Here is a 25,891-nt window from a genome sequence, read left to right as displayed (position 1 = left end):
AAAATTTATTAATTCTGGAGGAAAAATGAGTCACACGCTTTATGAAACCACCGTGCAGCGAGTACAACGCTGTGAATTGGCCGTACCGGGCTCCAACCCAGGGATGTTTGAGAAGGCATTGAATAGCGGTGTAGACTTTGTTTTTCTCGATTTGGAAGATGCAGTCGCTCCCGACGACAAAGTCCAAGCGCGTAAAAATGTTATTCAGGCGCTTAATGATTTGGATTGGAAAGGTCATGGCATCACAGTTTCCGTGCGCATCAACGGTCTTGATACGCAATACATGGTGCGAGATGTAGTGGACTTGGTTGAACAGGCCGGAAGTAAGATTGATACGCTGTTGATCCCGAAAGCGGGCGTTTATGCGGATGTCTACATGGTGGAAGCCATGGTGACGCAGCTTGAAAAGCAACAAGGTCTGACCAACCGCATTGGTCTGGAAGCATTGATCGAAACCGCTCTGGGTATGGCCAATGTGGAAGATATTGCGCGTCACGGTACAGTGGGGCGATTGGAAGCCTTGCATTTTGGCGTGGCTGATTACGCCGCTAGCAACCGTGCCAGAACCACCAACATCGGCGGCTTGAACCCGGATTATCCCGGTGACCAGTGGCATTTTGCCATCAGTCGCATGATCGTGGCCTGCCGTGCTTATGGCTTGCGCCCTATCGATGGCCCATTTGGCGACATTAAAGATCCGGATGGTTACGTGCTGGCGGCGAAACGCGCAGCTGCACTAGGCTGCGAAGGTAAATGGGCCATTCATCCGACACAGGTTGAATTTGCAAACGATGTGTTCACCCCGCCTGAAAGAGAGATTGAAAAAGCCAAACGTATTCTGGCTGCGCTCAAGGAAGCTGCCGCCCAAGGTAAGGGCGCTGCAGCATTGGATGGTCGTTTAATAGATGCGGCTTCCGAAAGAATGGCCAATAATGTGGTGAAAGTCGCGGATGCGATTGCCGCCAAAAACGGTCGATGATTAAAAGCCGCAGATTGCGGCTTTTGTTTTTATGATGCAATGAATTGAACTTATTGAGTTAACGCAGTTATTGCGATTGTGGGGAAATTGAATTGAACATTCATGAATATCAAGCAAAAGAAATTCTGGCGCAGTACGGCGTCAAGATTGCTGAAGGTGGTCTCGCCTACAGCATCGTCGAAGCAGTGCAACGAGCCAGAGAAATAGAAGGCGATGTATGGGTCGTTAAGGCACAAATTCATTCAGGTGCACGTGGCAAGGCGGGTGGCATTAAGGTGTGCAGAACGCATGCGGAAGTCGAACAAGCCGCCGAGGAGTTAATCGGCAAAAAATTGGTGACGCATCAAACCGGTCCGGCTGGAAAAATTTGTTCCAGGATCTACGTTGAAGCCGGAACCAGTATCAGCAAGGAGATGTATCTATCTTTCATGGTCGACCGCGCTAGTGAGCGCATCATCATGATCGGTGCTGCCGAAGGCGGGATGGAAATCGAGAAGCTGGCAGAGACCAATCCAGAGGCGATCATTAAGATTTATATTGAACCCGCCGTCGGGTTGCAGGATTTTCAAGCGCGAAAAATGGCGTTTGGTTTAGGTATCGACCCGGCGCAACTGAATCACGCGGTGAAAACCATCAAAGGCTGTTACCGCGCATTGCGGGATCTCGACGCTAATACCCTGGAAATCAACCCGCTAGCCATAACCGCCAATAACGAAATCGTGGCAATCGACGCCAAAATGGTATTTGACGAAAATGCATTGTTCCGCCGTCATAAGATCGCTGAACTGCGTGACAATACGCAAGTGGACAGTCGCGAAGTCGCCGCCGCCGAGGCCGGTTTAAGTTATGTCGGACTGGATGGTGACATCGGTTGCATGATCAATGGCGCAGGCCTGGCGATGGCGACGATGGATATGATCAAGCTGGCAGGCGGCGAGCCTGCCAATTTTCTCGACGTCGGTGGCGGTGCATCCGCCGAGCGTACTGAAAAAGCGTTCCGTCTGGTACTCGCCGATGCCAACGTTAAAGCGATGCTGGTGAATATTTTCGCCGGTATCAACCGCTGTGACTGGATTGCGGAAGGCGTGGTGCAGGCTGTCAAGAACATCGATATGAAAATCCCGTTGGTGGTTCGTCTGTCGGGGACTAACGTCGAGGAAGGTCGCAGCATCATCAAGAACAGCGGCCTGCCCATTATCACCGCCGATACGTTAGCGGAGGCCGCGGAAAAAGTGGTTCGCGCCCGCAACGAAGTCGTCGCACAAAAAGCCTAGGAGTACAAAGTGGCCATATTAATCAACGAAAAAACAAAAATTATTGTGCAAGGCTTTACCGGAAGAATCGGCACCTTTCACGCACAGGAAATGATTGACTACGGTTCCAACGTGGTTGGCGGTGTCACGCCCGGAAAAGGCGGACAAACACACCTAGGGTTGCCGGTATTCAACACGGTTAAGGAAGCGGTCAAGCAAGCTGGCGCAGAGGCCAGCATTGTCTTCGTGCCGCCGGCCTTCGCTGCAGATTCGATCATGGAAGCCGCCGATGCTGGAATCAAATACTGTGTCTCGATCACCGACGGTATTCCGACGCAAGACATGATGACGGTCAAGAATTTCCTGCGCCGCTTTCCAAAAGCAGAGCGCATGCTGCTGACCGGCCCGAATTGCGCCGGCACCATCAGCCCAGGCCGCGCCATGCTTGGCATCATGCCAGGCCATATTTATGTTCGCGGCAATATCGGTGTGGTTGGCCGCTCCGGTACCTTGGGTTATGAAGCTGCCGACCAGATGCGTTTGCTCGGTATCGGCATTTCCACCTCGGTCGGCATCGGTGGTGACCCGATTCCCGGCAGCTCGCACCGCGATATTCTGGAACGACTGGAACAAGACCCTGAAACCAAAGTTGCGCTGATGATCGGTGAAATCGGCGGCCCGCAGGAAGTCGAAGCGGGTAAATTCGCCAAGGAAAATATGACCAAGCCACTGGTCGCTTACATTGCTGGCTTGACCGCACCGGAAGGGCGGCGCATGGGGCACGCCGGAGCGATCATCTCCTCCGCCGGAGAAAGCGCCGCAGAAAAAGTTGCGATATTGAAAGAACTCGGTGTCACCATCTGCCCGACACCGTCATTGATGGGACAAACGGTTGCGGAAGTGCTGGCGAAACTGTAATAGTCATTCTCACAACAAGAAACCCGGGAGTACCATTTTCTGGGTTTCTTGTTGTCCCATCGAATGCTCTCGTGTCAATAGCTTCCCCAATTCAGATGCCGCACTAAACTTGATATTTATAGTTATCAAGCAAATGGAGGAAAAAACCTATCGAATACCTATAACAAGTTTCTGTTTCTTCAAACAACACATGAAGAAGATCTTATTTGGCCTTCCTCTGACATAGAATTTTTGACATTACCGACGCCTGTGCTAACCGCAGCCAATTTTGTGATTATCCAATAATTTCATCGGTTAGCATCATCCTACAGCAATTGCATTGTCCAATAAACTCAGAATCCCGCGCAATGCAGTTTCCACCGCCAAATACCTGATGGTTTGACGGTCGCCTTTGAAGTGATAAGTTTGTTGCTGCACCATGCCGTCTTTATTCGCCCAGGCAAAACACACCATTCCCACCGGTTTTGTTGCTGTCCCACCATCGGGTCCGGCAATTCCGGTAATGGATAAGCTTATTTGCGCATGGCTTCGATTAAGTGCTCCGATGACCATTTCCTGCGCAGTTTGCGGAGAAACAGCGCCAAATTGATCTAGGGTAGTCTGTTGCACGCCCAGCATTTCGCATTTAGATTGGTTGCTATACGTGATAAACCCCCGTTCATACCAGCCTGAACTGCCTGCCACAGCGGTTATCGCTTGACCTACCCAGCCGCCGGTGCAGGATTCAGCCGTTACCAGCGTCCACCCCCGCTGCGTAAGGGCCTCCCCGACGCGCACTGCCAGATCAAAAATGGCTTGATCATCATCAAAAATTTGTGACTCACGGGTCATCGGTAAGCTACCTTGAAAATTTCAATGGGGAGTTTAGATGCTGATCCATAAATGTTCCGAGAGCTTTTTGCCATTCAGGCTGCATAAAAACAAAACCGTTGTTGTGACCGCCTTGCAGGGTTAAAAAGTGTTTCGGATCGGAAGCTTCGTGAAACAACCTCTGGCCATGCTGAAACGGGACGATTTCATCCTGCGGGCTGTGTGCGATAAAAACTGGGCAAGTTACCGAATGTAGTGATTCAAGCGTGTTGTACTCAAAACGGCTGATCCAGTGTACCGGCAGAAACGGATAAATTTGTGTGGCCAGATCGGGAACCGAAGTAAACGTCGAAGCCAATGCCAGCAGGCCGGGTTTTTCGCGGGCAGCCAGCCAGGCTGCGATTGGGCCGCCGAGCGATTCGCCAAACAATGCAATCTGCTCAGGCGCAATCATTTGCGTTTCGATCAAGTGCCGCCAGACGGCCTGCGCATCCAGATAAGTGCCGGATTCCGACGGTGTGCCGCTACTCTGGCCATAACCCCGGTAGTCAAACAACAAGGTGTTATAGCCCAACCGCTTGAACATGGTCAGATAATTGATGCGATGTGAAATATTTCCGGCGTTGCCGTGAAAAAACAGCACCGTGCCTTTGGCATCCGGCACAGGTACCCACCATCCATGCAGTGTTTCACCATCATCAGTGGCAATGCTCACTGAAGAATAATCCAGGCCGAACATTCCGGGCGTATTGCTGAGTTGCTTATCGGGAAAATACACCAAACGGGATTGACTCAGATAGATCAACAAAACCAGCGCGAGATAAGCTGCCGCAATAAAAATGAACAGGTTTAGCAGCATGCGCATGGCTCGATCGATCAGGGTTGCTTCAGGTCGATCACGATATCCGCACCCAAGCTGTTGGTAGTGAAAGCAGAATCGCTAAATTTCGGAAAACCGACGTGCTGTTCAGGATTGTTCGATAAGCCAAACGGTTCGCGCGGTAACATATTCCACCGCTTTCTTAATTTACGGTTTCCATCCAGATCATGATAAGCCGCCACTGCGTAGATGCCCGGTTGTTCCAGATTGATACAGACTTCCTGCGGCCCTTCTGCCGCCGCAGTGCGAACTTTGCGTACGCGCCCTTTTTTAAACAGAAAGTGCTCCGGGTCATCGTACAACTCAACGTTTAGAATACCACCTGGTGCTAGACCATTAACGGTTACCCTGATTTGCGCAAGTTCCGCATTGCAGACATCAGGGACTTCGTCTGGTCTAATATTCAATGATTCATCAGCATCAGAATGCGCCTGCGCGTTGATCAAAAGGCCCAACGCGAGCACCCATGCCAGTTGTCTGGAAAATACGGACAATTGTTGTAGCATCTTGGATTTCATGGTTTTCATCGGTATGATTTTTTTGGTTTGCAACGAATGAATAGTTTACTATAACCGATTCGCTAAGAATAAAGCCATACGACCGAAGAAAAACGCCATCCGTTCCGGGAATGCATGAATAAAGAACAACTGAAAAAACTCGAAGCCGATCTGTGGAGTGCGGCTGATAAACTGCGCGCCAATTCCGATCTGAAGTCGAGCGAATATGCGACACCGGTATTAGGACTGATCTTTCTCAAATTTGCCGACAATAACTACCGCCGCCACGAGCAAGCCATTCTCGCGGAATATCAGAAGTTGCAGGGCACCCGGCGCGAGAAACCGGTTTCTGAAATCGCCATCGAGCAATGTGGTTTTTACCTGCCCGACCATACCCGCTACGACTATCTGCTGAATCTGCCGGAACAAAAGGACATCGCCAAGGCGCTCAAGGAGGCGATGAAGGCCATCGAGGAATACAAGCCGGAACTCGAAGGCGTGCTGCCGAAGGATGAATACGCCGCGCTGACGCGCACCGACAAAACCATCCCGCAACAATTGCTGAGAACCTTCGCGGATATTCCCTCCAACGCGACCGGCGACCTATTCGGGCAGATTTACGAATACTTCCTGTCCGAATTTGCCCGCAGCGAAGGCCAGAAAGGCGGCGAGTTCTTTACCCCGCGTTCGGTGGTGCGTCTGATGGTCGAGATCATCGAACCGCACGGCGGCAAAGTGTTCGACCCCGCCTGCGGCTCCGGCGGCATGTTCGTGCAATCCGCCCAGTTCATCGCAGCGCACCGCAATGAACTGAAAGGCGCGGAGAGCGGCGTGTATGTGTGCGGCCAGGAAAAAACCCAGGATACCGTTAAGCTCGCCAAAATGAACCTTGCGGTCAGCGGCCTGCGCGGCGAAATCAAGCAGGCCAACACCTATTACGAAGACCCGTATGACAGCTTCGAGTAATTCGATTACGTGCTCGCCAATCCGCCGTTCAACGTCGACGACGTGAGCCTTTCCAGCGTGGAGAAAGACCGGCGTTTCAACACCTACGGTATCCCGCGCAACAAATCGAAAGTGAAGAAAGCCGACGCAGGCAAGGAAACCGTGCCGAATGGCAATTACCTGTGGATTAGCCTGTTCGCCACCTCGCTCAAACCGCAAGGCCGCGCCGCATTGGTCATGGCGAATTCCGCCTCAGATGCGCGCCACTCCGAAGCCGACATCCGCAAAACACTGATCGAACAGAATCTGATCTACGCCATGCTGACGCTGCCGTCGAACATGTTCTACACCGTCACGCTGCCAGCGACGCTCTGGTTTTTCGACAAAGCCAAGAACGACGACAGAATTTTGTTCATCGACGCGCGCAACATTTTCACCCAGATCGACCGCGCCCACCGCGAATTCAGCGAAGAACACATCCAGAACATCGCCGTCATCAGCCACCTGCACAAAGGCCAGCGCGAAAAATTCATCCGGCTCATCGAGCGCTATTTTGCTGCCGGTATGGAGCGCCTGATCGAAAACAACGAAAAGATCGAACCCGTGTGCGCGCAACTGCTCGACGTGCTGGACGATGCAGGTGGCAAACAAGCGGTGGAAGAACTGTTACAGCACTGGAGGGAATTGGAAAAGTTACAGACCCATTACGCGCAATACCGCACAGAACATGCAATTGCGACAGAAATCGACAAGAAAAACCAAGCGCAACACCAGTTGCGCCATGCATTCGATCCTTTCTTCTCCGCACTCCACGAAGGGTTGAAGCGCCTCGACAAGACCGTGCGGCAGCACGAAAAACAGCAAACCGGGCAGGCGCAGCAGGAAGGCAAGCGCACCTCAACTGATCGTAGAACCAAAGCGCTCAAATCCGCGCTGGAAGAACTGCACCAGGATGTGAAAAACGCGGAACTGTACTTTCAGCATATCCACTGGCTGCAAGAGCGTTTTCCCAACGCGGCCTTTGAGGACGTCACCGGCCTGTGTAAACTGGCCACGCCAGAGGAAGTCAAAGAACAGGATTATTCGCTGAATCCGGGGCGTTATGTTGGCGTGGTGATTGAGGAGGATGGGAAAAGTGAGGAAGAGTTCATTGAAGAATTGTTGGCGATGAACGAAGAATTATCGAGCCTGAATAGTGTGGCACGAGAGTTAGAGGCGGTGATTGCTCATAACACCCGTCAGGTGGCGGGAGAAGAATGAACGTCACCAACAAATGGCCGATAGTAAAATTATTAACGCTAGCAGTTGACATAAAGGGAGCTATTGCTGGCGGGCCGTTTGGTTCAGATCTTGTATCTCGTGATTATGTGGCTTCAGGCGTTCCAGTGATTCGCGGAAGCAATCTTCCGAAAAATGCAAAGTTTTCGTTTGAAGATCTGGTTTTCGTCACAGAGAATAAAGCCGATGCTCATCATCTGAATTGCGCTCATCCAGGTGATCTAGTTTTCACGCAGAGAGGTACTTTAGGTCAGATTGGTTTGTTGCCGAAGAACTCACCCTACTCTAGATTCCTGATCTCGCAAAGCCAGATGAAGATGACGGTTGATGCCAACCGAGCTGATTCACTCTATTTGTACAACTACTTTCGATTACCGAGTACAGTTGCATACATAGAAAACCATGCACTACAATCTGGTGTCCCTCACATCAATCTTGGCATACTCAAAAAACTTCAAGTTATATGTCCACCGCTGGCTGTTCAGAAAAAAATCGTAGCGACTATCTCAGCGTATGATGATTTGATCGAAAATAATCAGCGGCGCATCGCGTTGCTGGAAAAGATGGCCGAGGAAATCTACCGAGAATGGTTTGTGCGCCTGCGCTTTCCCGGGCATGAAAACGTGAAAAATGTTAAAGGAATACCTGAAGGATGGGAAATTGATAGAGTTGACTCAATTGGCAAAATTGTCACGGGAAAAACACCCTCTACAGACAATCCTCGATATTTTGGGGGCCCTTATACCTTTGTCAAAACACCTGACATGCACGGAAACATTTTTATTGTAGAGACTGAGGAAAGGCTCTCTCAAAATGGACTTGATTCACAGCCATCGCAAACCATTCCCAGAGGCAGCATTTGTGTGAGTTGCATTGGGACTGGTGGAATTGTTTCGATCACGACCAGTGAATGCCAGACCAATCAACAGATAAATAGTGTGGTCGTAAGAAATCTGTCTGACCTGGAATGGGCATTTTTTACACTTAGAAACTTGAGAGAGGCAATTCAAATGTTTGGTGCAACAGGCGCGACCATGACTAATTTGAGTAAAGGCAAGTTTTCTTCTCTGAAAATTCTTCGTCCAAATAAAAGTATCGTGCTCAAATATCATGCGCTCGTGAATCCAATATTTGTTCAGATGGAAAATATCTTGCAACAGACGATGATCTTGCGAAGTACAAGGGATTTGCTTCTCCCCCGCCTCATCTCCGGCAAACTCTCCGTCGAGCATCTCGACATCCAATTCCCGCCCGGCATGGAGGAATCTGCGCATGTCAATTGAAGCCATCAGTGTGTTTGATCTACAGCGCCCAAGGGTTGAATACTTGCGGGTACAGCGTGAAGTCCTGCACGTTGCGGGTAACGATGGTGAGGCCGTGGCATTGGGCGATGGCCATGAGCAGGCCATCCATCACCGGCAGCGGTTGCCCGGCCAGTTCGGCAGTCGCGGCGATTTGCGCCCAGACATGCAGCGCGGCGGTATCGAGCGGCAGGATGCACCTCGCGAAACGCTGCTCCACCTTACCCAGCCAGGCGGTGAGCTTCTGGCTGCGGCGCGGATCGGAGGCGCGCAATTTGAGGATGCCTTTCTCGATTTCTCCCAGGCTGATGACGCTGATAAACAAGCTGGATTCATCCTGCTCGTCCAGCCAGCGGATGACTTCCGGCGCAGGGGCTCTCCGGACATACTCGGACAGCGCGCAGGTATCGAGCAGCCAGCTCATAGCACGATGGCGCGTCCGGTGTCACGGCTGCGGGAAATATCCAGATCATCCGCAGCGAGACCGGGTTGCAGCAGCGCGTCGGAGAGTTTGCCTTCACGGCGGGTGAGGCGGGCGTATTCTTGCGCCGAAACCACCACCGCCGCCGGTTTGCCGTGCACGGTGACCGTTTGGGCATCGCCGCTGGCTGCTTGTTTGATCAGTTGGCTGAAATTGCTTTTCGCTTCTTGCAGTTGCCATTCTTTAGGCATGATACTCCCCCATTATTCTGGTCAGACTGGGCAGAATTTAGCACAGATTGGATGGATTGGCTATGCTCCTTCTTCCGTAAACTTTCCATCGAACATTTTGGCATCCGGTTTCCGCCCGACATGGAGAAGCATCAATGAAATTTGAAACCTTTACAGCCGGCACTTGGCAGCAGCGCTATCAGTATAAGAGCTTTGAGCCGGTACCGGTGAATCATGAGTGGGTCTGGGAAGATGCGACCATCAATACCCTGCTGGAAGCGGCCAACCGGGCGCTCGGGGAGTTGAACGCTTTTTCTTTGATCGTGCCGGACATCGACCTGTTCATTGAAATGCACGTGGTGAAGGAGGCGCAGACTTCCAGCCGCATTGAAGGCACGCAGACCGGTATCGACGAGGCGTTGATGTCGGAAGATCAGATTCAACCGGAAAAACGCAATGACTGGCGCGAGGTGCGCAATTACATCGATGCGGTGAATAGCGCGGTTGCTGAATTAAAGCAGTTACCGCTGTCGAACTGGCTGCTGAAACAAACGCATGAAATCCTGATGCATGGGGTGCGCGGCGAGCATAAGCTACCCGGCGAGTTTCGCACCAGCCAGAACTGGATCGGCGGCTCCAGCCTGACGGATGCCGCGTTTATTCCTTCCCATCCGGATGGCGTGCCTGACCTGATGAGCGATCTGGAAGCGTTCTGGCACAATGAGGAAATTGTGGTACCGCACTTGATCCGCGTGGCGATCAGTCATTATCAGTTTGAAACCATTCATCCGTTTCTGGACGGCAACGGCCGTATTGGCCGTTTGCTGATTCCTTTGTATCTGGTTAGCCATGGCTTATTGGAGAAACCTTCGTTGTATTTGTCGGATTTTTTCGAACGCAACCGGGCGAGTTATTATGATGCGCTGATGGGTGTACGGGTATCGAACGACCTGATTCACTGGGTGCGTTTCTTTCTGCAAGGCGTGGCCGAAACCGCCACCAAGGGACGCGACGTATTCCGGCAGGTATTGGCGCTGCGCACCGAAGTGGAACTTGCTGTGTTGACATTGGGCAAACGCTCTGCCAATGCGCGGCAGTTGTTGAATTTATTGTATCGTAAGCCCATTGTGACAGCGGCTGACATTGAACGAAATCTGCCCGTGAGTTCGCCAACGGCGAATGCCTTGATCCGGGATTTCGAACAATTAGGGCTGTTGCAGGAAATTACCGGACAGCAAAAGGGAAGAGTGTATACGTTTGATCGTTACCTAACTTTGTTCGTTAGTTAAGGAAAATCCATTTCCCTTAACTTATTTAACACCCAAGTTAAAGGAAATCGGTTTCCCTTAACTTGGGCGGTGATTAAGTTAAGGGCACCTCTAAAAATTCAGAGTTTTAAACAGAATGAGGCGAGAACAAAAAATGTTGACGCAGCATATAATTGATATGTAAGGAAACATTTTTTGTGAACAACAACGTTTTGTGACGAAATATGGATTTTCAGAGGTGCTCTTAAAGCAAAACAAATCCGGATAGAAAACTGCATGCCTAATTTTATTTCCGAAGATCAGATCGAGCAAGCGCTGGTGCAAAAGCTGCAGCATCTGCACGGCTTCGACGCGATCGATTGCTACACGGAAAGCGCGGAGGATTTGAACGACGGTTCCAACCGCGCCAGCAAACGCGATGTAATCTTGGTTGACCGGGTGCGGGAAGCCGCGCTCCGTTTGAATCCGGATATTCCACCCGTCGCGATTGAGAGCGCTCTGGAGCAGTTGAGCGAACGGCGGCAAGCGATGACATTGCTCGCCGCCAACCGGGAAATCTATGGTTTGCTGCGCGACGGCATTCCGGTTGAATTTGACGACGATACCGGGCGGCGTCAGCAGCAGCGCGTGTATCTCCTGGATTTCAATGCGCCGGAAAACAATCGTTATTTGGCCGTGACGCAGCTCTGGGTCAAAGGCGAGCGCGGTTTCCGCCGTCCTGATGTGTTGCTGTACGTGAACGGGATTCCGCTGGTGTTCATCGAACTGAAAAACTCGAATGTGAAACTGCGCAGCGCGTTTGACGACAATCTGACCACGTACCAGGCAGAAATTCCGCAGCTTTTTCTGACCAATGCTTTTTGCGTGCTGTCCAATGCGATCGAAACCAAGGTGGGCAGCATCACCGCGCAGTGGGAGCATTTTTTCAACTGGTTGCGCGCCGATGATGAAAAGGAAAAAATCGACCGTAGCCGGATACGCGAACAAGGCACCAGTCTGGAGGGCGTCATCGCGGGTTTGCTGCCACCGCACCGGCTATTGGATTACCTGGAAAATTTCATTCTTTACTATCAGAATCATTCCAAGATCATTGCGCAGAATCACCAGTTCATCGGCGTAAACCGCGCGTATGGCGCTTTCCTCCGGCGTGAAGAACGGGCCGGTAAGCTCGGCGTGTTCTGGCATACGCAGGGATCAGGCAAGAGTTTTTCGATGATATTTTATGCGCGCAAAATCTTCCGCAAGCAGACCGGGAATTTTACGTTCGTGGTAATCACCGATCGTGCCGATCTGGATGGACAGATTTACCGCAACTTCCTGCATACCGGAACGGTGGGCAAGGCCGAGGCCGCTCAGCCCAAAAACGGCGAGGAAATGCGCAAATTTCTCGGGCAGAACAAGCGTGTGATATTCACGCTGATCCAGAAATTCCGCTGGCCGCAAGGACAGGAATACCCGGAATTGTCGGCGCGTGACGATATTATCGTCATTGTCGATGAGGCGCACCGAACGCAATACAAATCGCTGGCGGAAAACATGCGCAAAGGCTTGCCCAATGCACAATACCTTGCCTTTACCGGCACGCCGCTGCTCGGGCGCGAGCGCAAGACCAACGCATGGTTCGGCGATTATGTGTCGGAATACAATTTCCAGCAATCAATGGATGACGGTGCGACGGTGCCGCTGTTTTACCAGAAGCGGGTGCCGGAAGTGCTGATCCAAAACGAGGATTTAAGCGAGGAGTTTTACCAGATCCTGGAAGACGAAAATCTGGATGAAGCGCAGCAGGTCAAGCTGGAAAACCGTTTCTCCAAGGAAATCGAAGTGATCAAGCGCGATGCCCGGCTGGAGGTCATTGCGCAGGATATGGTGTATCACTTTCCCCGGCGCGGCTACTTGGGCAAGGGCATGGTGGTGTCGGTGGATAAATTCACCGCGGTGAAAATGTACGATAAGGTGCAGCGGCTGTGGAAGGAGCAGATCAAAAGCCTGCTCGGCACGATCGCAAAATCCGCCAGTGATATCGAGAAGCGGCGATTAAAACAGCAGGTCGATTACATGCGGTCGGTGGAAATGGCAGTGATTGTCAGCGAGGACGCGGATGAAGAAAGGAAATTCGCGGGGCAGGGACTCAACTTCAAACCGCATCGCGAACGCATGAACCAGCTCGACCCACACGGCCACGATATCGAATACAACTTCAAAGACCCGGAGCACCCGCTGCAACTGGTGTTTGTCTGCGCGATGTGGCTGACCGGTTTTGATGCGCCTACGGTTTCGACCCTGTATCTCGACAAGCCGATGAAAGGACATACCTTGATGCAGACCATCGCTCGTGCCAATCGTGTAACTTCGTGGAAAATCAACCAGGTGGAAAAACGCAATGGCGAGATTGTGGATTACTACAATGTGTTCCGCAACATGAAACTGGCGTTGCGTGATTACGCGCAGGGGCAGAACGAGCAAGATGAACCGCCGGTCAAGGAGAAAGCCGAATTGTTCCGGCTGCTGGATGATGCGATTACACAGGGTCTTGCGTTCTGCCACGAGAAGAAAGTGGCGCTGGACGAAGTGCTGGACGGTGACGATGTGTTCAAGAACATTGCGAAATTCAATCAATTTGCCGATGCGTTGCTGACCAACGATGAATGGCGCAAGGCGTTCAATGTGTACGAGAATGCCATTTCGTCGCTGTACGAGGCATGCAAACCGGAAATCATGGGGCAGTATAACCGCGACAGAATCCGGGCAGTCGCAGCATTTCAATACTTGCGCGGAGTGATCGACAGCCTCATCGAGCAAAAGGATATCGATGCCATCAGCCGGAAGATTGCCGAGTTGCTGGATGAAAGCGTGGTGGTGGATAGCACGGATACGCTCAAGACGCGGCAGAATGAGTCGGAATATCAGATTGTTCAAAAAGGCAGAACCTGGGATCTGAGCAGAATCAATTTCGACAAATTGCGCGAGGAATTCAAACAGGCAACTTACAAGCATATCGAAATTGCCGATTTGCGCGCTTTTCTGCAACATAAACTGGAATTAATGCTGCAACAAAATGCAACGCGCACCGATTTTGCGCAACGCTTGCAGCAGATTATCGAAACTTACAACAGCGGCGGTTCATCGACCGAAAATTACTACGAAGAATTAATGAAATTCACCGAAGATTTGCGCACGGAAGATGAGCGTCATATTCGTGAAGGGCTGACTGAGGATGAGCTGGAGTTGTTCGATTTACTGAAAAAAGAACGGATGACGCAGGACGAAACGCAGAAAGTCAAGCTGGCGGCCAAATCCCTGTTGCATCGTTTGCTGCAAGAACATCCCACGGTGCTGGTGCAGGATTGGCACAAGGATACGCAAACCCAACGGGTTGTCCGTTCCACCGTTGAACAAGTGCTGGATAACAACCTGCCGGAAAGTTACGATCGTGTGCTATTCCGCGAAAAATGCGATGACGTGTTTTATCGGATACTGGATTACGCCAGCCATGGAAGGAAGTGGGCAGCTTAGATCGGAACGAATACAATTTAGGCCGCTTTCACTTCAATGAAAACTCAACCCGACTACCTGCCTTTTGGTCATCTACTTTTGCTTCATGACTGATGACAAATATCCGATCGCTGGCCACCCCGCCATTCTCGATCAGCCAGTTGCGCGCCGCATTGGCGCGGTTTTCTGCCAGCACCTCCAAATCATTATCATGTATCTCGGTATGCTCAAGCATGAGTTGCTCCATTTCGGCATCAGGAATGCTTTTAGTTAGCCCGATAAGATTGGTGGGTTTTTCGAAAGTTTCTTTCTTATAGGCCATCTCAAGGTATTCGCTATATTCTTCCGGAGCAAAGGTCACATCCGCAAGAGTAGCGCTGGTAATTCCTTTCTTGACATCCTCGGCTAATTTCTGCGCTTTTACCTTGTTTTGCAGCATGGCGAGTTTCAATCCCTCATGATCCGCGGCAGGGTCAACGTGACCAGAAATTTCCAATTCCAGAGACGGACGGTCATTTAAAATTTCGGCCAAGGTTTGCAGACGTTGTAGGGATTCGTCTTCGATAGTCGCAAAACCCGGAGTGAAGGTAATTTCAGATAATTCTTCGCCACCTTCAAATGCTGCGCCCAGTAATGTAAAAGGAGAAGTAATTGCTTTAGTGATCAGATTTACGAATGCCTGGAAAATAATGTCGCCAAGGTTAAATTCGGGATCATTAATCGATCCTTTGAGCGGCAAGTGTATGTCAATTTCACCGCGGCGGTTTTTAAGCAGGGTAATTGCCAGGTCGAGCGGTAGAGAGACGGCATCCTCGCGATCAATTTTTTCACCGAGCGTGAATTGATCCAGAAATATTTTGTTGTCGGCTGATAAAGCGCCATTCTCGACTTGGTAGTTAACATCGGCTGACAATTTGCCTTTTTCAATCGCATAACCGATAAATTTCCCCGAATAAGGGCTGAAAGGCGGCAAATCAATATCTTTAACTTGCGCCATGATATCCATCTGCAATTCCGTACCGAATGGATCGATCGAGCCGCTGATTTTCAACGGTGAGGTTTTTCCCACCATGCCCCGTATGTCGATTTTCCCGATTTTGCCGGTTTGCAAGGGGCCAATCTGGCCTGACAACGCGGATAACCTGGCGGAGTAATTCGGCTTAATAAAACGGTCGTTGAAATGAACACTGCCTTGTTGCAAAGAAATGCTATCAATGCGAACGGATGCTGGTTGTGAGGGTTCATTTGGTTGCGTATCCGCAGGGGATGCATCGGCGATCGCTTCGACAGGTTCTAACGGAGTATCCTGTCGAACAATATGCTTGAGATTGAGACTGCCGTCCGGCCGGATTGTCACGCGTGCATAAAAGTCACTTAATTTGATTGCCTTTACATTCACACGGAGCGGGTCGTTGACAAAGCTCAGGTCGTTGATATCCAGTTTTTTCCAGCGCAGCAGGTCACGCGTAGTTTTTGGATCAAATACATTGAAATTGGCTAGATTTCCACGTCCGCCAAGCTGAATTTTCAGTGGGTCACCCTGAGCTTTGATGGTGCCGTCAAAGGAGATATCGCCACTGGTTAGCAAGGCAGTCAATTTGTCACCGCCCCAGCCTTGTAAGGACACCAGATCAACGTCATTAAGATTAAGAGTTAAATCAACCACAAGCGGTGCCCAGCCCAATGAACCGTCGACTTTGATTTGGCCGCGTTGATTGACTTTAGCTTCCAATGCAAGATTCGACGGTGTTGTGCCACTCAAGTCAACGTTATCTACAGTGAGATTCAAGCTCTCAACAACCATCGGAGTAAGCTTTTCCAGTGTCAGATCTTCGTAACGCAGTGCAGCTTCATTGAGTTTTATGCGTTTGACTTGAGTAGTCCACTGCGTGTCGTTATTGCTGGCAGGCGCTTCTTTGCTCGCGGATGCAGGTGGAGCAACGGAATCACTAGAGGTTGCTTTGCCTTCGGCTACCTTGATCCTGTCGGAATCAGGATAAGCCGGTTTTCTGCCAGGGATGGGAATATTCTTTTGCGCTTTCACTTCAGTTTTTTGGACGGGTGTTTGAGTCTGCGTTTGGGACTGTACTTGTGCATCGGTAGGCTCGAACATTCGGGTCAGGTCTATTTCGCCGTCAGATTCCCGACGTAAGGTCGTATTCAGGCGATCCAGAACTATTTCATCCAAAGCAATCCGGCGCGATTTGGTATTGATCAGGATGCGGTCGATAGCCAGCTGAGCGAGCGATAATGCAGGTTCACTTTCGCCCTCGCGCGTTAATTTGACTTGGTCCATTTTCAATTTAATTTGCGATGGTTTCTCACGCATTAAATCTACCTGGGTCAGTGCGATGTCCAGTTTTTTTACATCAGTTCGATAGGGCGCAGTTACCGTGCCATCCTTTATGGCCAATTGCCGCAATGTTGTATTGCCGGTTAGCGTAATAGCGGGCGCTTGGTCCGGCTGCTGTGTAAATGTAACGAGTAAATCACTGTCGAAATAGCCTGAGAGGAGTTTGATTCCCTGAGGCAAGGGCGCATATCGATCAAACTCGGATAAATCTATTTCATTGAATTTAAGCGCCAATGTTGCTTCCTGTGGAACGGCAAATGGGCGCAGCTTGCCCTCTAATGAAAAAGGCGCCCCATTAATTTTTGCGCTGAAGTGAGGCTCTACCCAGTGTGTTATTGCACTCTCGAAATTGGCGATAATTGGAATGCCTAGGTTAATTTCAGTGATTTGATGATCAGTCTGCATGTGACGGTCAAGAAATTCAAAATGCCCCCCCTGGATCGTAATGTTGCTGATTGAGAATCTCGTGGCACGATCCTCTTCCTCTTCTTCATCCGAGGGTTGGCTAAATTTTTCCAGTAAATCAGAAATATTCAGTTGATCCTTTGTTTCTCGAATCAAATGAAATTTAGGATTTGTCAGAGTGATTGCGGTTATGACAGGCGCACGTTGCTTTAGCGACTCGATACTGAGATCAATATAAAACCTATCAAAGGAAAGCAGCGATTCACTGGGCTCGCCAGTATCAGCTTTTACACCCACTTGGAAACCATGCACGATCAGCTCTAGCTTATGCGGTTTGATTTCAATCAAAGCGACTGTGACGGGGCGTTGCAACAGTTCGGACAGACGTATCTCAAGCTGAGATTTTGCGTAACCGGGCAACCAAAAATAGCTGAGCGCAGCCAACAGAATAATTAGAATCGCTATCACGCCGAGACTTATGTTCAGACGTTTGTGTCGAATGAAACGTTGCTGTATGGTCGTAGTCATAGCAGTTTCCTGTCATTTTCAGTTGATTATGAAACGCTCAGTTTGATTGAAGTGCCTCGCCGCAACCGGCGAGGCGTACTCTTTATTTAGTTAGGTTGGCGGGTTTTCAACTCGCTGGTCTCAAGGAGCGAAGTTTAAATCCGCATCGACCAAATGGATTTAAGAATTGAAGGGCAAATGAGCTATTGCGGCGGCAAAAAACGACTAACCCAATAGCTCGATTTTTAATATTTGTCTAACGGTTGAATGAAAAACAAATCTTAATAATGCGCATCTTTCTTAAAACCAATCAGTTCTACATCAAAAATCAGGGTAGCATTCGGTGGAATGATGTTTCCGGCACCACGTGCACCATAGGCCATCGATGGTGGAATGATTAACGTGCGTTGCCCACCGATTTTCATGCCTTGAACACCTTGATCCCATCCTTTGATGACGCGTCCGGCACCCAGCATGAATGAAAAGTGTTCTTTACGATCAAAAGAGCTGTCAAATTTGGGGCCTTTTTTGTCGGGCGCATCCTCATCATAAAGCCATCCGGTGTAATGCACATTGACCGTTTTTCCAACTTCTGCTTCTTCGCCTGTGCCGACTTTGGTGTCAATTTTTTGCAATTCGGAATTATCTGCGGCTGCATGCTCTTTATAAGCAAATGCAGAATGGGATAGCATTAATAATGCGAACAGCATGAAGCTTAAATTGATTAGTGTTTTGATATTACGCATAATTTCCTCAAAAATAAAATAAAATCCGGTTAATCGGAATAATGAGCCCGTGGACATTATAACTGCTAACCGTTATTTTCTGGTTTGCAGCCGATTGAAATGATGGTTGCTTTTTGGGCCGAACTTAATTAAGTTATAAACAACAAATAAATATCTTTCTCCTAAAGCATGTTGCTCAATTAGAAATGTATACATCGAAACAGCAGAAAACAAACCAGAACGAACGGCAGGTTGCGGCCGAGCAAGTGGCCGATTTGTTATGTTTACATGACTCGCCAATTGTACGCATCCTGTATTTGAGCGCTGGTTTTCTGGCGCTGTTGCTTGGCGCGTTAGGAGCGATCTTGCCGGTGTTACCTACCACGCCATTTGTGCTGCTGGCAGCTGCATGTTTCGCGCGTGGTTCAGAGCGCTTTCATCGTAAATTGCTGGAAAATCGGATAGCGGGACCGATAATTCGTGAATGGAATATTTATCACAGTATCCCATATCGCGTCAAACGCTGGGTCTATTTTCTCATGTCGTTATCATTCGGCAGTTCTATTTTAATCGTGCCCGAGCTGTGGCAAAAGATCATGCTACTTGTGATTGGAAGTATTTTAGCTTTCTATATCTGGCGCATTCCTGTAAGAGAAGTCTGAATCACTTTCACTGATCGAATTAATTGGGTTTACATTTAACCCGTCTTTAGGTTTTTCATGTCATGAATACTTTAAACCGCATCTCAAACCAAGCTTTGTTGACCATTAGCTGCGTACTGTTCCTTTGTGATTCGGTGGTAAGTGCCAAAACGGAAGAGCAACTAAGCACTCTTTCAGACCAGAAATCAGTGGCGGTCACCATCTACAACAATGACCTAGCTCTGGTGAAGGATTTGCGCCAAATTGATCTCGTCAGTCGAGACTTTAATCTGGCATGGCGTGATGTCAGCGCGCAAATACGGCCGGAAACTGCATTGCTGCGCAGTGTCAATCATCCGGGCAGTATTACGGTAGTTGAACAGAATTTCAATTTTGATTTGCTGACGCCACAAAACTTACTCAACAAATATATTGGACAAACGGTGACAATCATTAAAGTCAATCCGGTAACCGGTGTAGAAGGCAGGGAAAATGCAGTGGTACTGGCTACTAGCGGGGGTGTCGTGTTAAAAATGGCCGATCGTATCGAAACAGGCATTCCCGGTCGGATTGTTTTTGAGAATGTGCCAAATAACTTGCGCGACCGCCCTACGCTGGTGATTCAAGGTAGTCGTAATGATTCTGCAACGCAGGAATTAGAACTCAGTTATTTGACAACCGGCTTGTCCTGGAAAGCCGACTATGTTGCCGAGCTGAATGACGCTGATGATCAGATGGATTTGTCCGGCTGGGTCACGCTGACCAATACCAGCGGCACCCATTACGCTCAGGCAAAACTGCAATTGGTAGCTGGCGATGTTAACCGGGTACAGCAGCAACATGCCGCTCCCATGGCAATGCGAGGCAAAGCTGCGTTTGATGTTGCGGAAGTTTCAATGCATCAGGAATCTCTGATGGAATATCACTTATACAACCTGAATAGGCCAACAACTCTGGCTGAAAATCAGACCAAGCAAGTTGCATTACTTAACGCTGTCAACGTGCCCGTGCGCAAGGAGCTTGTTTTGGTCGGTAACGATTATTACTATGCTGCCAGCTATGGTGATCTCGGGCAGAAACTAAAAGTAAGTGTATTTGTGCAATTTGACAATAAAGAATCGGTGCGGTTAGGCGTGCCTTTACCCAAAGGCACAATGCGTGTGTATAAGCGCGATAAAATGAATAATGCACAGTTCGTCGGTGAAGATTGGATTGATCACACACCGATCAATGAGATCGCCCGCTTGAAACTGGGGCAATCGTTTGATGTCACAGCAGCCAAAAAACAAACCGATTTTAAACAGTTAAGCTCTGGAAATAATAGTATTAATCGTTTTGAGAGCGCTTATGAGATAACCCTTAAGAATGCGAAAAAGGAAGCGGTCACGGTGCTTGTTCAAGAACCTATTCCCGGAGACTGGAAAATTATTGCGGAAAACCAGCCGCATAGCAAGCCTGCTAGCAACATGGCCGAGTGGAAAGTAGAGGTGCCTGCGGAAGGATCTGCGTTACTTAATTATCGCGTTCAGGTGAAGTATTGAGTAAAAGAATTCTAGGATTATATTCCAGAATTAAATCGAACTAACCCCTCCCAATCAATTTCTCCAGTATCCTTGCAAAAGCTATTTGAGAATTCTTTTGTGAATTTGTTAATCATTTGTGCATAAGATCTTGCGAAGTCATCGTTTTTTTCTTTTGCATTGTGTCCGAGTGGTTCAATTATTTCTGTGAATAATTCGCTGTTGCCGGATATAAATTCCCAAAAACGTTGTCCGCAATACTTGAAATAATCTCCTTTATCCGGCTTACTATCCTTGCCGTAGCAGCACCCATTTACAGCAACGATGTTCAATTGCGAGTTACTGGTTCTCAAAGTCTTTTTTGCAGTTTTGAAGTCCGTTACCATTTTCGCTATTTGTGAACTGTTACCCCAATTCGGTCCGGATTTAATCGTTACAATGTTTCTAATACTGTTGTTATCGAATTCAAGATCGATACCCGTTATGCCTGATTTGCGACCACTATAAACTTTATCATTAATGAAAATCGCCAGTCCCTCCAGCCAGTCGCCAAAAATAGTTTCCTCGTTTGACGAGATATGCGCATCCACCAAGCCTTTTATTATTTGCTCAGCAGTTAGCACATTTTTTGCTTTAAACAGATAGGGGTTTTTTCGTTTGAGAACTTGCGACAGTTTTAATCTGTCAAGACTTTGGATACGCTTCTTATAGAAAATTCCAATATTTTCCTCAACGTATAGTGATACGTCTTTTAGGTTTAACTGTTTCATAAACCGCCCTGGGTTCGAAGAGGCATAATTCAACGGGTTTTAATTGCTTTTTCACCATTTCGCAGTACTCAGGAACGATATCGATACCAACTGAATTTCGTTTCATTCGATTCGCGACAATTAACGTAGTTCCAGAACCCATAAATGGATCAAGTACTCTATCATTTTCTTTTGTAAAAAGTTTGATAAACCATTCAGGTAATTCTTCAGGAAAAGCTGCGCTATGATTTTTATTGTTACATTCCGTGGCTAAATGTAAAACATTTGCTGGATATGCTTTCTCTCTATAAAGCCAGTTTGAAATATTTTTGCCAAATCCGCTTCCAACTTTTGAGTTATCGCGAGTTTTATCAGCTTCAGAAAGATTTTTTAGTCTTGAGTTTGCCCAATCACCCATCGGAACCATTACTTCTTCTTGATACATATTAAATTTTCTATTTTTGTTAAATTGAAGAAGCCGCTCCCAAGCATCACGGAAACGGTTAGGCCACTTTCCAGGGTAGCAATTTTTCTTATGCCAAATAAACTCTTCCGTCCATAGCCATCCTTGTTTACGCATTTCTAAAATGAGCTCGATTACATAAGTGCTGCGTTCGCCTTCAACTACTTTTTCTTTAATATTTAGCACAAAAGTTCCAGTTGGTTTTAGAACCCTCAAAAGCTGTGCCGAAATTGGTAAAAACCATTCCACATATTTATCATGGTGAATGCCACCATAAGTGTTTTTGCGTTGATCTGCGTAAGGTGGCGACGTAATGATCATGTCAATAGAATCATCGGGAAGCAGTTTTAATTGTTCTGCGCTGTCGCCATGATAGATGTCAGTAGTTATTTCCATTTCATATGTTCTTCTGTTTAGGTGCTTTTTAGTATCACTTTTCTTGTCATGACTTAACTATTAAACAGCGAGCAAGTTAAAATACAAACTCTTGAAAGTCAATAGAAGGCGTTATCAGAATTATTTTTTATATAAATAATCCTGATCAGGATGATACCAATAATACCGCCTGCTGCATCAATAAAAAAATCTGTAATAAGGGGAGTGCGGCCATTAATATAGAGTTGTGCAAGTTCAGTGCCAGCAGCTAGAAAAAGAATGGCGAATATCATTTGGCTTAAGCGTTCTTGAGTCATCATCAAGCATAGAATCAAACCAAACAAGAAAAAAGAACAAAAATGCCAGATCTTGGATAAGTCCCATGTCATCGGGTTTTTATTTTGCGCACTTTGCGTATGGATGTGTGTTCTTACTTCATCGGACACTTGATTCTTGAGTTTTCCTGGCAGTGTGGTTCCTACGATAATGGAGATGAATGCGCAAACCAGTAATAAGCGCAAGAAAATACCTTGTTTGTTGCTGATAAAGCATGAGCCAATCAGCAGCAGGAAGAAAGCGCTCCATGCTGATAGCATGATGTTCCTGGCTATTGCGAACAACTGGGCTTCGCGGACGGGATAAAGTTGAATATTGTTTATCTGGAGTGATCCGGTAGCTTGATTTAATTGTGCGATTACCCGGATGCTCTGGGTTTCATGTGAAACAGTAAAAATGCCTGGATAATTTTCCCAATCATGGGTTCCCGTCAGCGACACTACTACCGAAGGCAAATCCCATCGCTCCTTCTTTTTATCAACTTGCAGCAGCAGAAGTCTGGCCTGATTCCAAGGCTTTTCGCCCGCTAATACATCACTGCTTTTTACATCAGCGGATAACAATAAAATCGTACCAGGCGCAACCTTTGGGATGTCCTGGTAGATGCTGGTTATCGTTGTTGCATCATTGGATATAAGATTGAATCCAGTGTTGGTGAGGTTAATTTGACTGTTTTCTGAAGTTTTGTATTTCCAGTAGTCAGTTAACAGCTCAGATCCATTTGGTTCATATTGCGCGATCCAAGTATGAGATGCAATGGTGGTAACGGCCAATAAAATAAAAAGCAGGCACTGCGTTTTAAACAGCGGCATGCATCAGATGCCGGCGCGCAGCGATACAGTAGAATCTCCGCAACTATTAAGTACAGGAAAAATAAACATGTTCTTTTGTTGCATTGTGTGGTGTCATTTTTGACGGATTCTCTTGCGCGCGAGCAGCACAGTACACTGTGTATTGCTGTGGACAAAGCAATTTGGGTGCTATCTTTCCGATCTAAAAATACTGAACCATTAAGCTGATATATCCAGCGGCAAAAATAATAAGCACAATAATCACGAGCTTTTTCATCGAATGAATTCCTTTCAGTTAAATGTTAATTAGCATTGCTGTATTGTAGCGTGTAAGTAAAACGCATCCGAGGCTTTGCCGTCAAGTATTTTGCACTGTTTTATTGAGTAGATGGTTAGTGCGACTCCAATGCTAACTTGATTATTTGGTGCCATGTTTTGTATTTTTTATCGAATGGCAATCTTGCGTTAGCGGGGCTTGTGGAAGGCAGGCGTGACAGAGTTATTGATCCTAACTTATTGCCCGGAATGACGTTGCGCTTAAAGCAGGCTTCTGCTTTTCCACCGTTAAACAATACGTGGGTAATTTGTGGGTACAAGGCAAAAAAAGCTGGAAAATTGTTGACGAGCTGCGTATCAGCTTCAATCATTGAGTCCAGACTTCCAGAGCGGTTGCAGGATTTAAGCACATCCCATAGCGCGATGGGCGATGATTTCAGGGCGGTTATTTTTTCTTCATAGGGAGAACTTACTTGGATTTGCAGCAGTGGTGCCATAATTGGCCAGAAGGCATTGCGCGGATGTGCGTAATATTGAGTTGCTGCCAGTGAAGCTTCACCGGGTATGCTCCCGAGTATCAGGATTTTTGCGTGAACGCCCGCTATGGGGGCAAAGCTGTGGATGGTTGGCATAATGAAACGAAGAGCATCAAACAAGCTTGTCGATATAATAATGCCGTATGGCATTGCATTGCTGATCTAATTCATACACTAAAGGGCGACCGGTGGCCAGTCTCAATTTCATGACCTGTGTGGGCGTGAGATGATCCAATAACATCATCAGCGCGCGCAGGGTATTGCGATGAGAAACGATCAGCACGTGTTTTCCTTGCCGGATTTCCGGTTGAATCGTGTCTTGCCAATAGGGCTTGAGGCGTGCGAGGGTTTGTCGCATACTCTCTCCCGTTGGCAGTTGATTGCGATCAATATGGGCATAACTGAGCTGATTGCCTGGATAGCGATAATCTTCTTGATTCAAGCTCGGGGGAGCAGCGTCAAATTTGATTTGGCAACCCAGAATCGGCCAAATGCCGAATTTTCTGATCGCCGCCCAACGCTCCATGCCTTCGAGTGCGCCGTAGTGGCGTTCATTCAAATGCCAGGTTTGCTGCATCGGAATATCCAAGTGCATGCTTGCTAGTGCAATGCGCGATGTCGATGTGGCGCGTTGCAGGACGGAAGTAAAACACAAATCAAAAGTGAAGCCTGCATGCTTCAGCAAGTAAGCTGCTTGTTCAGCTTCCTGCTCACCTTTCGAGCTCAGCGCCACATCGCTCCAGCCGGTGAATTTTTTATCGCGATTCCAGATGCTTTGCCCGTGGCGCAACAGCACCAGCTTTGTCACGCTTTGTCGGGAAGTTTCTGTCGCTGGGATAACTTTTAGCATTAATTGTTTTGTCGCTGCGAGGGATTCGTAGCAGCTTCAGAGGATTCGCGCCAGATTTGTTTTAGCGCTGGCCATAAGCCGCTGCGCAGTGTTTTGATATACTGCGAATTGTCGGTCAGATTATTGACCAAACGGCGCTGGGCCTTGCCAAGATTATGATATGGCATGCTCATGAATAGGTGATGCGTGGCATGGTAACGCAGACCGACCGGCGCCCACAGCGGTGTAATCAGGACATTACCAGGAATATTGACCGAATCCAGATATTGTTCAGCCAAAGTCATCTTTCGATCGCCGGGATTGCGGTAAGCGTGCGCAGCCAGTGTGCGTAATGAATTAAGGACAAATACGGTCACTGCGACCAAATACCAGAGTATCAACAATGAATAGGGAAAAACTTCCAGCATCACCAAAGCGATAACAGTTGCGCCAAATAAACAAGCGGCGATTTCCTGCTGCCGCCAATTGAGATCGTTACGGATAGCATCTTTAGCGCGCCTGTAATTCGGATCAATCGTCAATGATGATGCACGTTCCCATACGATCTTGCGTAGCGGTGGAATCAGGTAAGCAATGGGCGTCAATACCACAAACCGTATCGCTAGCAGAATCGGGATCAGCAACGACAATAATACATACACCACCATTTCTCCGGGCCTGTGCGTCGCAAATGGCAGGTATTCGCCATCTGCGCTGGTGCCATACACATCCGGCTTATGATGATCATTATGCACGCCATCATAAGTAAACGAAGGAATCATGAATGGGATGCCGCTCAAGATATTCCATGCCAGACGGAACTTTTGGAACGTGCCTTTTTTCAGATGCGCCAGCTCATGCACAAAAATCGCCGAGCGATACAATGCCAGTACCGCAACCACAAAAGCACCTAGCTGCCACAGTGATAAAAACGGAGAAAACAGCGCAGTGAAAAAAGCGGCCCAGCCCAGCGTGACATGAAACAGAAAATCAATCCAATAAATCCACGGATTGGGTGCCAACAGATCGCGCACCAGATGATGTGCTTCCCGCAAGGGAAATTCCTTGACGTAAGGTGTATTTTGTTCGGTGGCCTGTTCAGTCACTTGT

General features: G+C 48.3%; 22 protein-coding genes and 1 pseudogene. 10 read left to right on the top strand and 13 right to left on the bottom strand.

Annotation, left to right across the window (positions count from 1 at the left end; genetic code table 11):
* Positions 1 to 25 precede the first annotated feature (25 nt).
* The 3 genes from Q0C11_RS02835 (at position 26) to sucD (ending at position 3,150) form a co-directional block, all read left to right on the top strand.
* Positions 26 to 979, top strand: coding sequence for a CoA ester lyase (locus Q0C11_RS02835; RefSeq protein ID WP_293005559.1), 954 nt, complete (start codon positions 26 to 28; stop codon positions 977 to 979).
* A 92-nt stretch (positions 980 to 1,071) separates the two neighbouring features.
* Positions 1,072 to 2,253 carry a malate--CoA ligase subunit beta gene (locus tag Q0C11_RS02830; RefSeq protein ID WP_293005557.1) on the top strand — a complete coding sequence of 394 codons (1,182 nt, stop codon included), beginning with the start codon at positions 1,072 to 1,074 and terminating at the stop codon, positions 2,251 to 2,253.
* A gap of 9 nt (positions 2,254 to 2,262) precedes the next feature.
* The gene (gene sucD, locus Q0C11_RS02825; protein WP_293005555.1) at positions 2,263 to 3,150 is read left to right on the top strand and encodes a succinate--CoA ligase subunit alpha; all 888 of its coding nucleotides are present in this window, start codon (positions 2,263 to 2,265) and stop codon (positions 3,148 to 3,150) included.
* A 300-nt stretch (positions 3,151 to 3,450) separates the two neighbouring features.
* Here the strand turns inward: sucD and Q0C11_RS02820 are convergent, their stop codons facing one another.
* The 3 genes from Q0C11_RS02820 to Q0C11_RS02810 are packed head-to-tail and all read right to left on the bottom strand — an operon-like array spanning position 3,451 to position 5,358.
* Complete coding sequence (locus tag Q0C11_RS02820) at positions 3,451 to 3,981, bottom strand: CinA family protein (RefSeq protein ID WP_293005553.1); 531 nt, start codon at positions 3,979 to 3,981, stop codon at positions 3,451 to 3,453.
* Positions 3,982 to 3,988: 7 nt separating this feature from the next.
* Positions 3,989 to 4,825: an alpha/beta hydrolase gene (locus tag Q0C11_RS02815; RefSeq protein WP_293005551.1), complete on the bottom strand. Its 837-nt coding sequence runs from the start codon at positions 4,823 to 4,825 to the stop codon at positions 3,989 to 3,991.
* An 11-nt stretch (positions 4,826 to 4,836) separates the two neighbouring features.
* A complete protein-coding gene (locus Q0C11_RS02810) occupies positions 4,837 to 5,358 on the bottom strand; it encodes a DUF2141 domain-containing protein (RefSeq protein ID WP_293005550.1) in 522 nt (173 codons plus the stop codon).
* A gap of 114 nt (positions 5,359 to 5,472) precedes the next feature.
* On the opposite strand from Q0C11_RS02810, the pseudogene Q0C11_RS02805 reads away from it, so the two are divergent.
* The 3 genes and pseudogenes from Q0C11_RS02805 to Q0C11_RS02795 form a co-directional block, all read left to right on the top strand.
* Positions 5,473 to 6,792, top strand: a pseudogene (locus Q0C11_RS02805) (N-6 DNA methylase); the annotation flags it as partial.
* Between the two features lie 54 nt (positions 6,793 to 6,846).
* Positions 6,847 to 7,542: an N-6 DNA methylase gene (locus Q0C11_RS02800; protein WP_293005581.1), complete on the top strand. Its 696-nt coding sequence runs from the start codon at positions 6,847 to 6,849 to the stop codon at positions 7,540 to 7,542.
* Entirely contained in the window at positions 7,539 to 8,843 is a 1,305-nt protein-coding gene (locus Q0C11_RS02795; protein ID WP_293005548.1) for a restriction endonuclease subunit S, read from the top strand. Before Q0C11_RS02800 ends, Q0C11_RS02795 begins: the two co-directional genes overlap by 4 nt.
* 19 nt (positions 8,844 to 8,862) lie before the next feature.
* Here the strand turns inward: Q0C11_RS02795 and Q0C11_RS02790 are convergent, their stop codons facing one another.
* Positions 8,863 to 9,285 (bottom strand): type II toxin-antitoxin system VapC family toxin, encoded by a 423-nt coding sequence (locus Q0C11_RS02790; RefSeq protein WP_293005546.1) that lies wholly within the window; start codon positions 9,283 to 9,285, stop codon positions 8,863 to 8,865.
* Positions 9,282 to 9,533, bottom strand: a complete 252-nt coding sequence (locus Q0C11_RS02785) for a type II toxin-antitoxin system Phd/YefM family antitoxin (RefSeq protein ID WP_293005545.1) — start codon at positions 9,531 to 9,533, stop codon at positions 9,282 to 9,284. Before Q0C11_RS02785 ends, Q0C11_RS02790 begins: the two co-directional genes overlap by 4 nt.
* Positions 9,534 to 9,667: 134 nt before the next feature.
* On the opposite strand from Q0C11_RS02785, the gene Q0C11_RS02780 reads away from it, so the two are divergent.
* Complete coding sequence (locus Q0C11_RS02780) at positions 9,668 to 10,801, top strand: Fic family protein (RefSeq protein WP_293005543.1); 1,134 nt, start codon at positions 9,668 to 9,670, stop codon at positions 10,799 to 10,801.
* A gap of 255 nt (positions 10,802 to 11,056) precedes the next feature.
* Positions 11,057 to 14,296, top strand: coding sequence for a type I restriction endonuclease subunit R (locus Q0C11_RS02775; protein WP_293005541.1), 3,240 nt, complete (start codon positions 11,057 to 11,059; stop codon positions 14,294 to 14,296).
* A 28-nt stretch (positions 14,297 to 14,324) separates the two neighbouring features.
* Here the strand turns inward: Q0C11_RS02775 and Q0C11_RS02770 are convergent, their stop codons facing one another.
* On the bottom strand, positions 14,325 to 17,561 hold the full coding sequence (locus tag Q0C11_RS02770; protein WP_293005540.1) for a DUF748 domain-containing protein: 3,237 nt from the start codon (positions 17,559 to 17,561) through the stop codon (positions 14,325 to 14,327).
* 260 nt (positions 17,562 to 17,821) lie between these two features.
* Complete coding sequence (locus Q0C11_RS02765; RefSeq protein WP_293005579.1) at positions 17,822 to 18,286, bottom strand: FKBP-type peptidyl-prolyl cis-trans isomerase; 465 nt, start codon at positions 18,284 to 18,286, stop codon at positions 17,822 to 17,824.
* Positions 18,287 to 18,471: 185 nt separating this feature from the next.
* Here Q0C11_RS02765 and Q0C11_RS02760 point away from each other — a divergent pair, with 185 nt between their 5' ends.
* Positions 18,472 to 18,927: a YbaN family protein gene (locus tag Q0C11_RS02760; protein WP_293005538.1), complete on the top strand. Its 456-nt coding sequence runs from the start codon at positions 18,472 to 18,474 to the stop codon at positions 18,925 to 18,927.
* 62 nt (positions 18,928 to 18,989) lie between these two features.
* Positions 18,990 to 20,447 carry a DUF4139 domain-containing protein gene (locus Q0C11_RS02755; RefSeq protein WP_293005536.1) on the top strand — a complete coding sequence of 486 codons (1,458 nt, stop codon included), beginning with the start codon at positions 18,990 to 18,992 and terminating at the stop codon, positions 20,445 to 20,447.
* 17 nt (positions 20,448 to 20,464) lie between these two features.
* On the opposite strand, the gene Q0C11_RS02750 is transcribed toward Q0C11_RS02755, so the two are convergent.
* The 6 genes from Q0C11_RS02750 to Q0C11_RS02725 all read right to left on the bottom strand — a co-directional run bounded on the left by Q0C11_RS02750 (position 20,465) and on the right by Q0C11_RS02725 (position 25,887).
* Positions 20,465 to 21,196: a PmeII family type II restriction endonuclease gene (locus Q0C11_RS02750; protein ID WP_293005534.1), complete on the bottom strand. Its 732-nt coding sequence runs from the start codon at positions 21,194 to 21,196 to the stop codon at positions 20,465 to 20,467.
* Positions 21,156 to 22,034, bottom strand: coding sequence for a site-specific DNA-methyltransferase (locus Q0C11_RS02745; RefSeq protein WP_293005532.1), 879 nt, complete (start codon positions 22,032 to 22,034; stop codon positions 21,156 to 21,158). The genes Q0C11_RS02750 and Q0C11_RS02745 overlap by 41 nt, the downstream gene beginning before the upstream one ends.
* A gap of 98 nt (positions 22,035 to 22,132) precedes the next feature.
* Positions 22,133 to 23,161: a VanZ family protein gene (locus Q0C11_RS02740; protein WP_293005531.1), complete on the bottom strand. Its 1,029-nt coding sequence runs from the start codon at positions 23,159 to 23,161 to the stop codon at positions 22,133 to 22,135.
* Between the two features lie 371 nt (positions 23,162 to 23,532).
* The gene (locus tag Q0C11_RS02735; protein ID WP_293005529.1) at positions 23,533 to 24,102 is read right to left on the bottom strand and encodes a DNA-deoxyinosine glycosylase; all 570 of its coding nucleotides are present in this window, start codon (positions 24,100 to 24,102) and stop codon (positions 23,533 to 23,535) included.
* Complete coding sequence (locus Q0C11_RS02730) at positions 24,065 to 24,802, bottom strand: 2,3-bisphosphoglycerate-dependent phosphoglycerate mutase (RefSeq protein WP_293005527.1); 738 nt, start codon at positions 24,800 to 24,802, stop codon at positions 24,065 to 24,067. The genes Q0C11_RS02735 and Q0C11_RS02730 overlap by 38 nt, the downstream gene beginning before the upstream one ends.
* Positions 24,802 to 25,887, bottom strand: coding sequence for a fatty acid desaturase (locus Q0C11_RS02725; protein ID WP_293005525.1), 1,086 nt, complete (start codon positions 25,885 to 25,887; stop codon positions 24,802 to 24,804). Before Q0C11_RS02725 ends, Q0C11_RS02730 begins: the two co-directional genes overlap by 1 nt.
* Positions 25,888 to 25,891: the final 4 nt, after the last annotated feature.

This window comes from Nitrosomonas sp. (assembly GCF_022842015.1).
GTDB lineage: Bacteria > Pseudomonadota > Gammaproteobacteria > Burkholderiales > Nitrosomonadaceae > Nitrosomonas.
The sequence above is the reverse complement of the archived record's forward strand: the minus strand, read 5'-3'. Positions and strand labels throughout refer to the sequence as shown.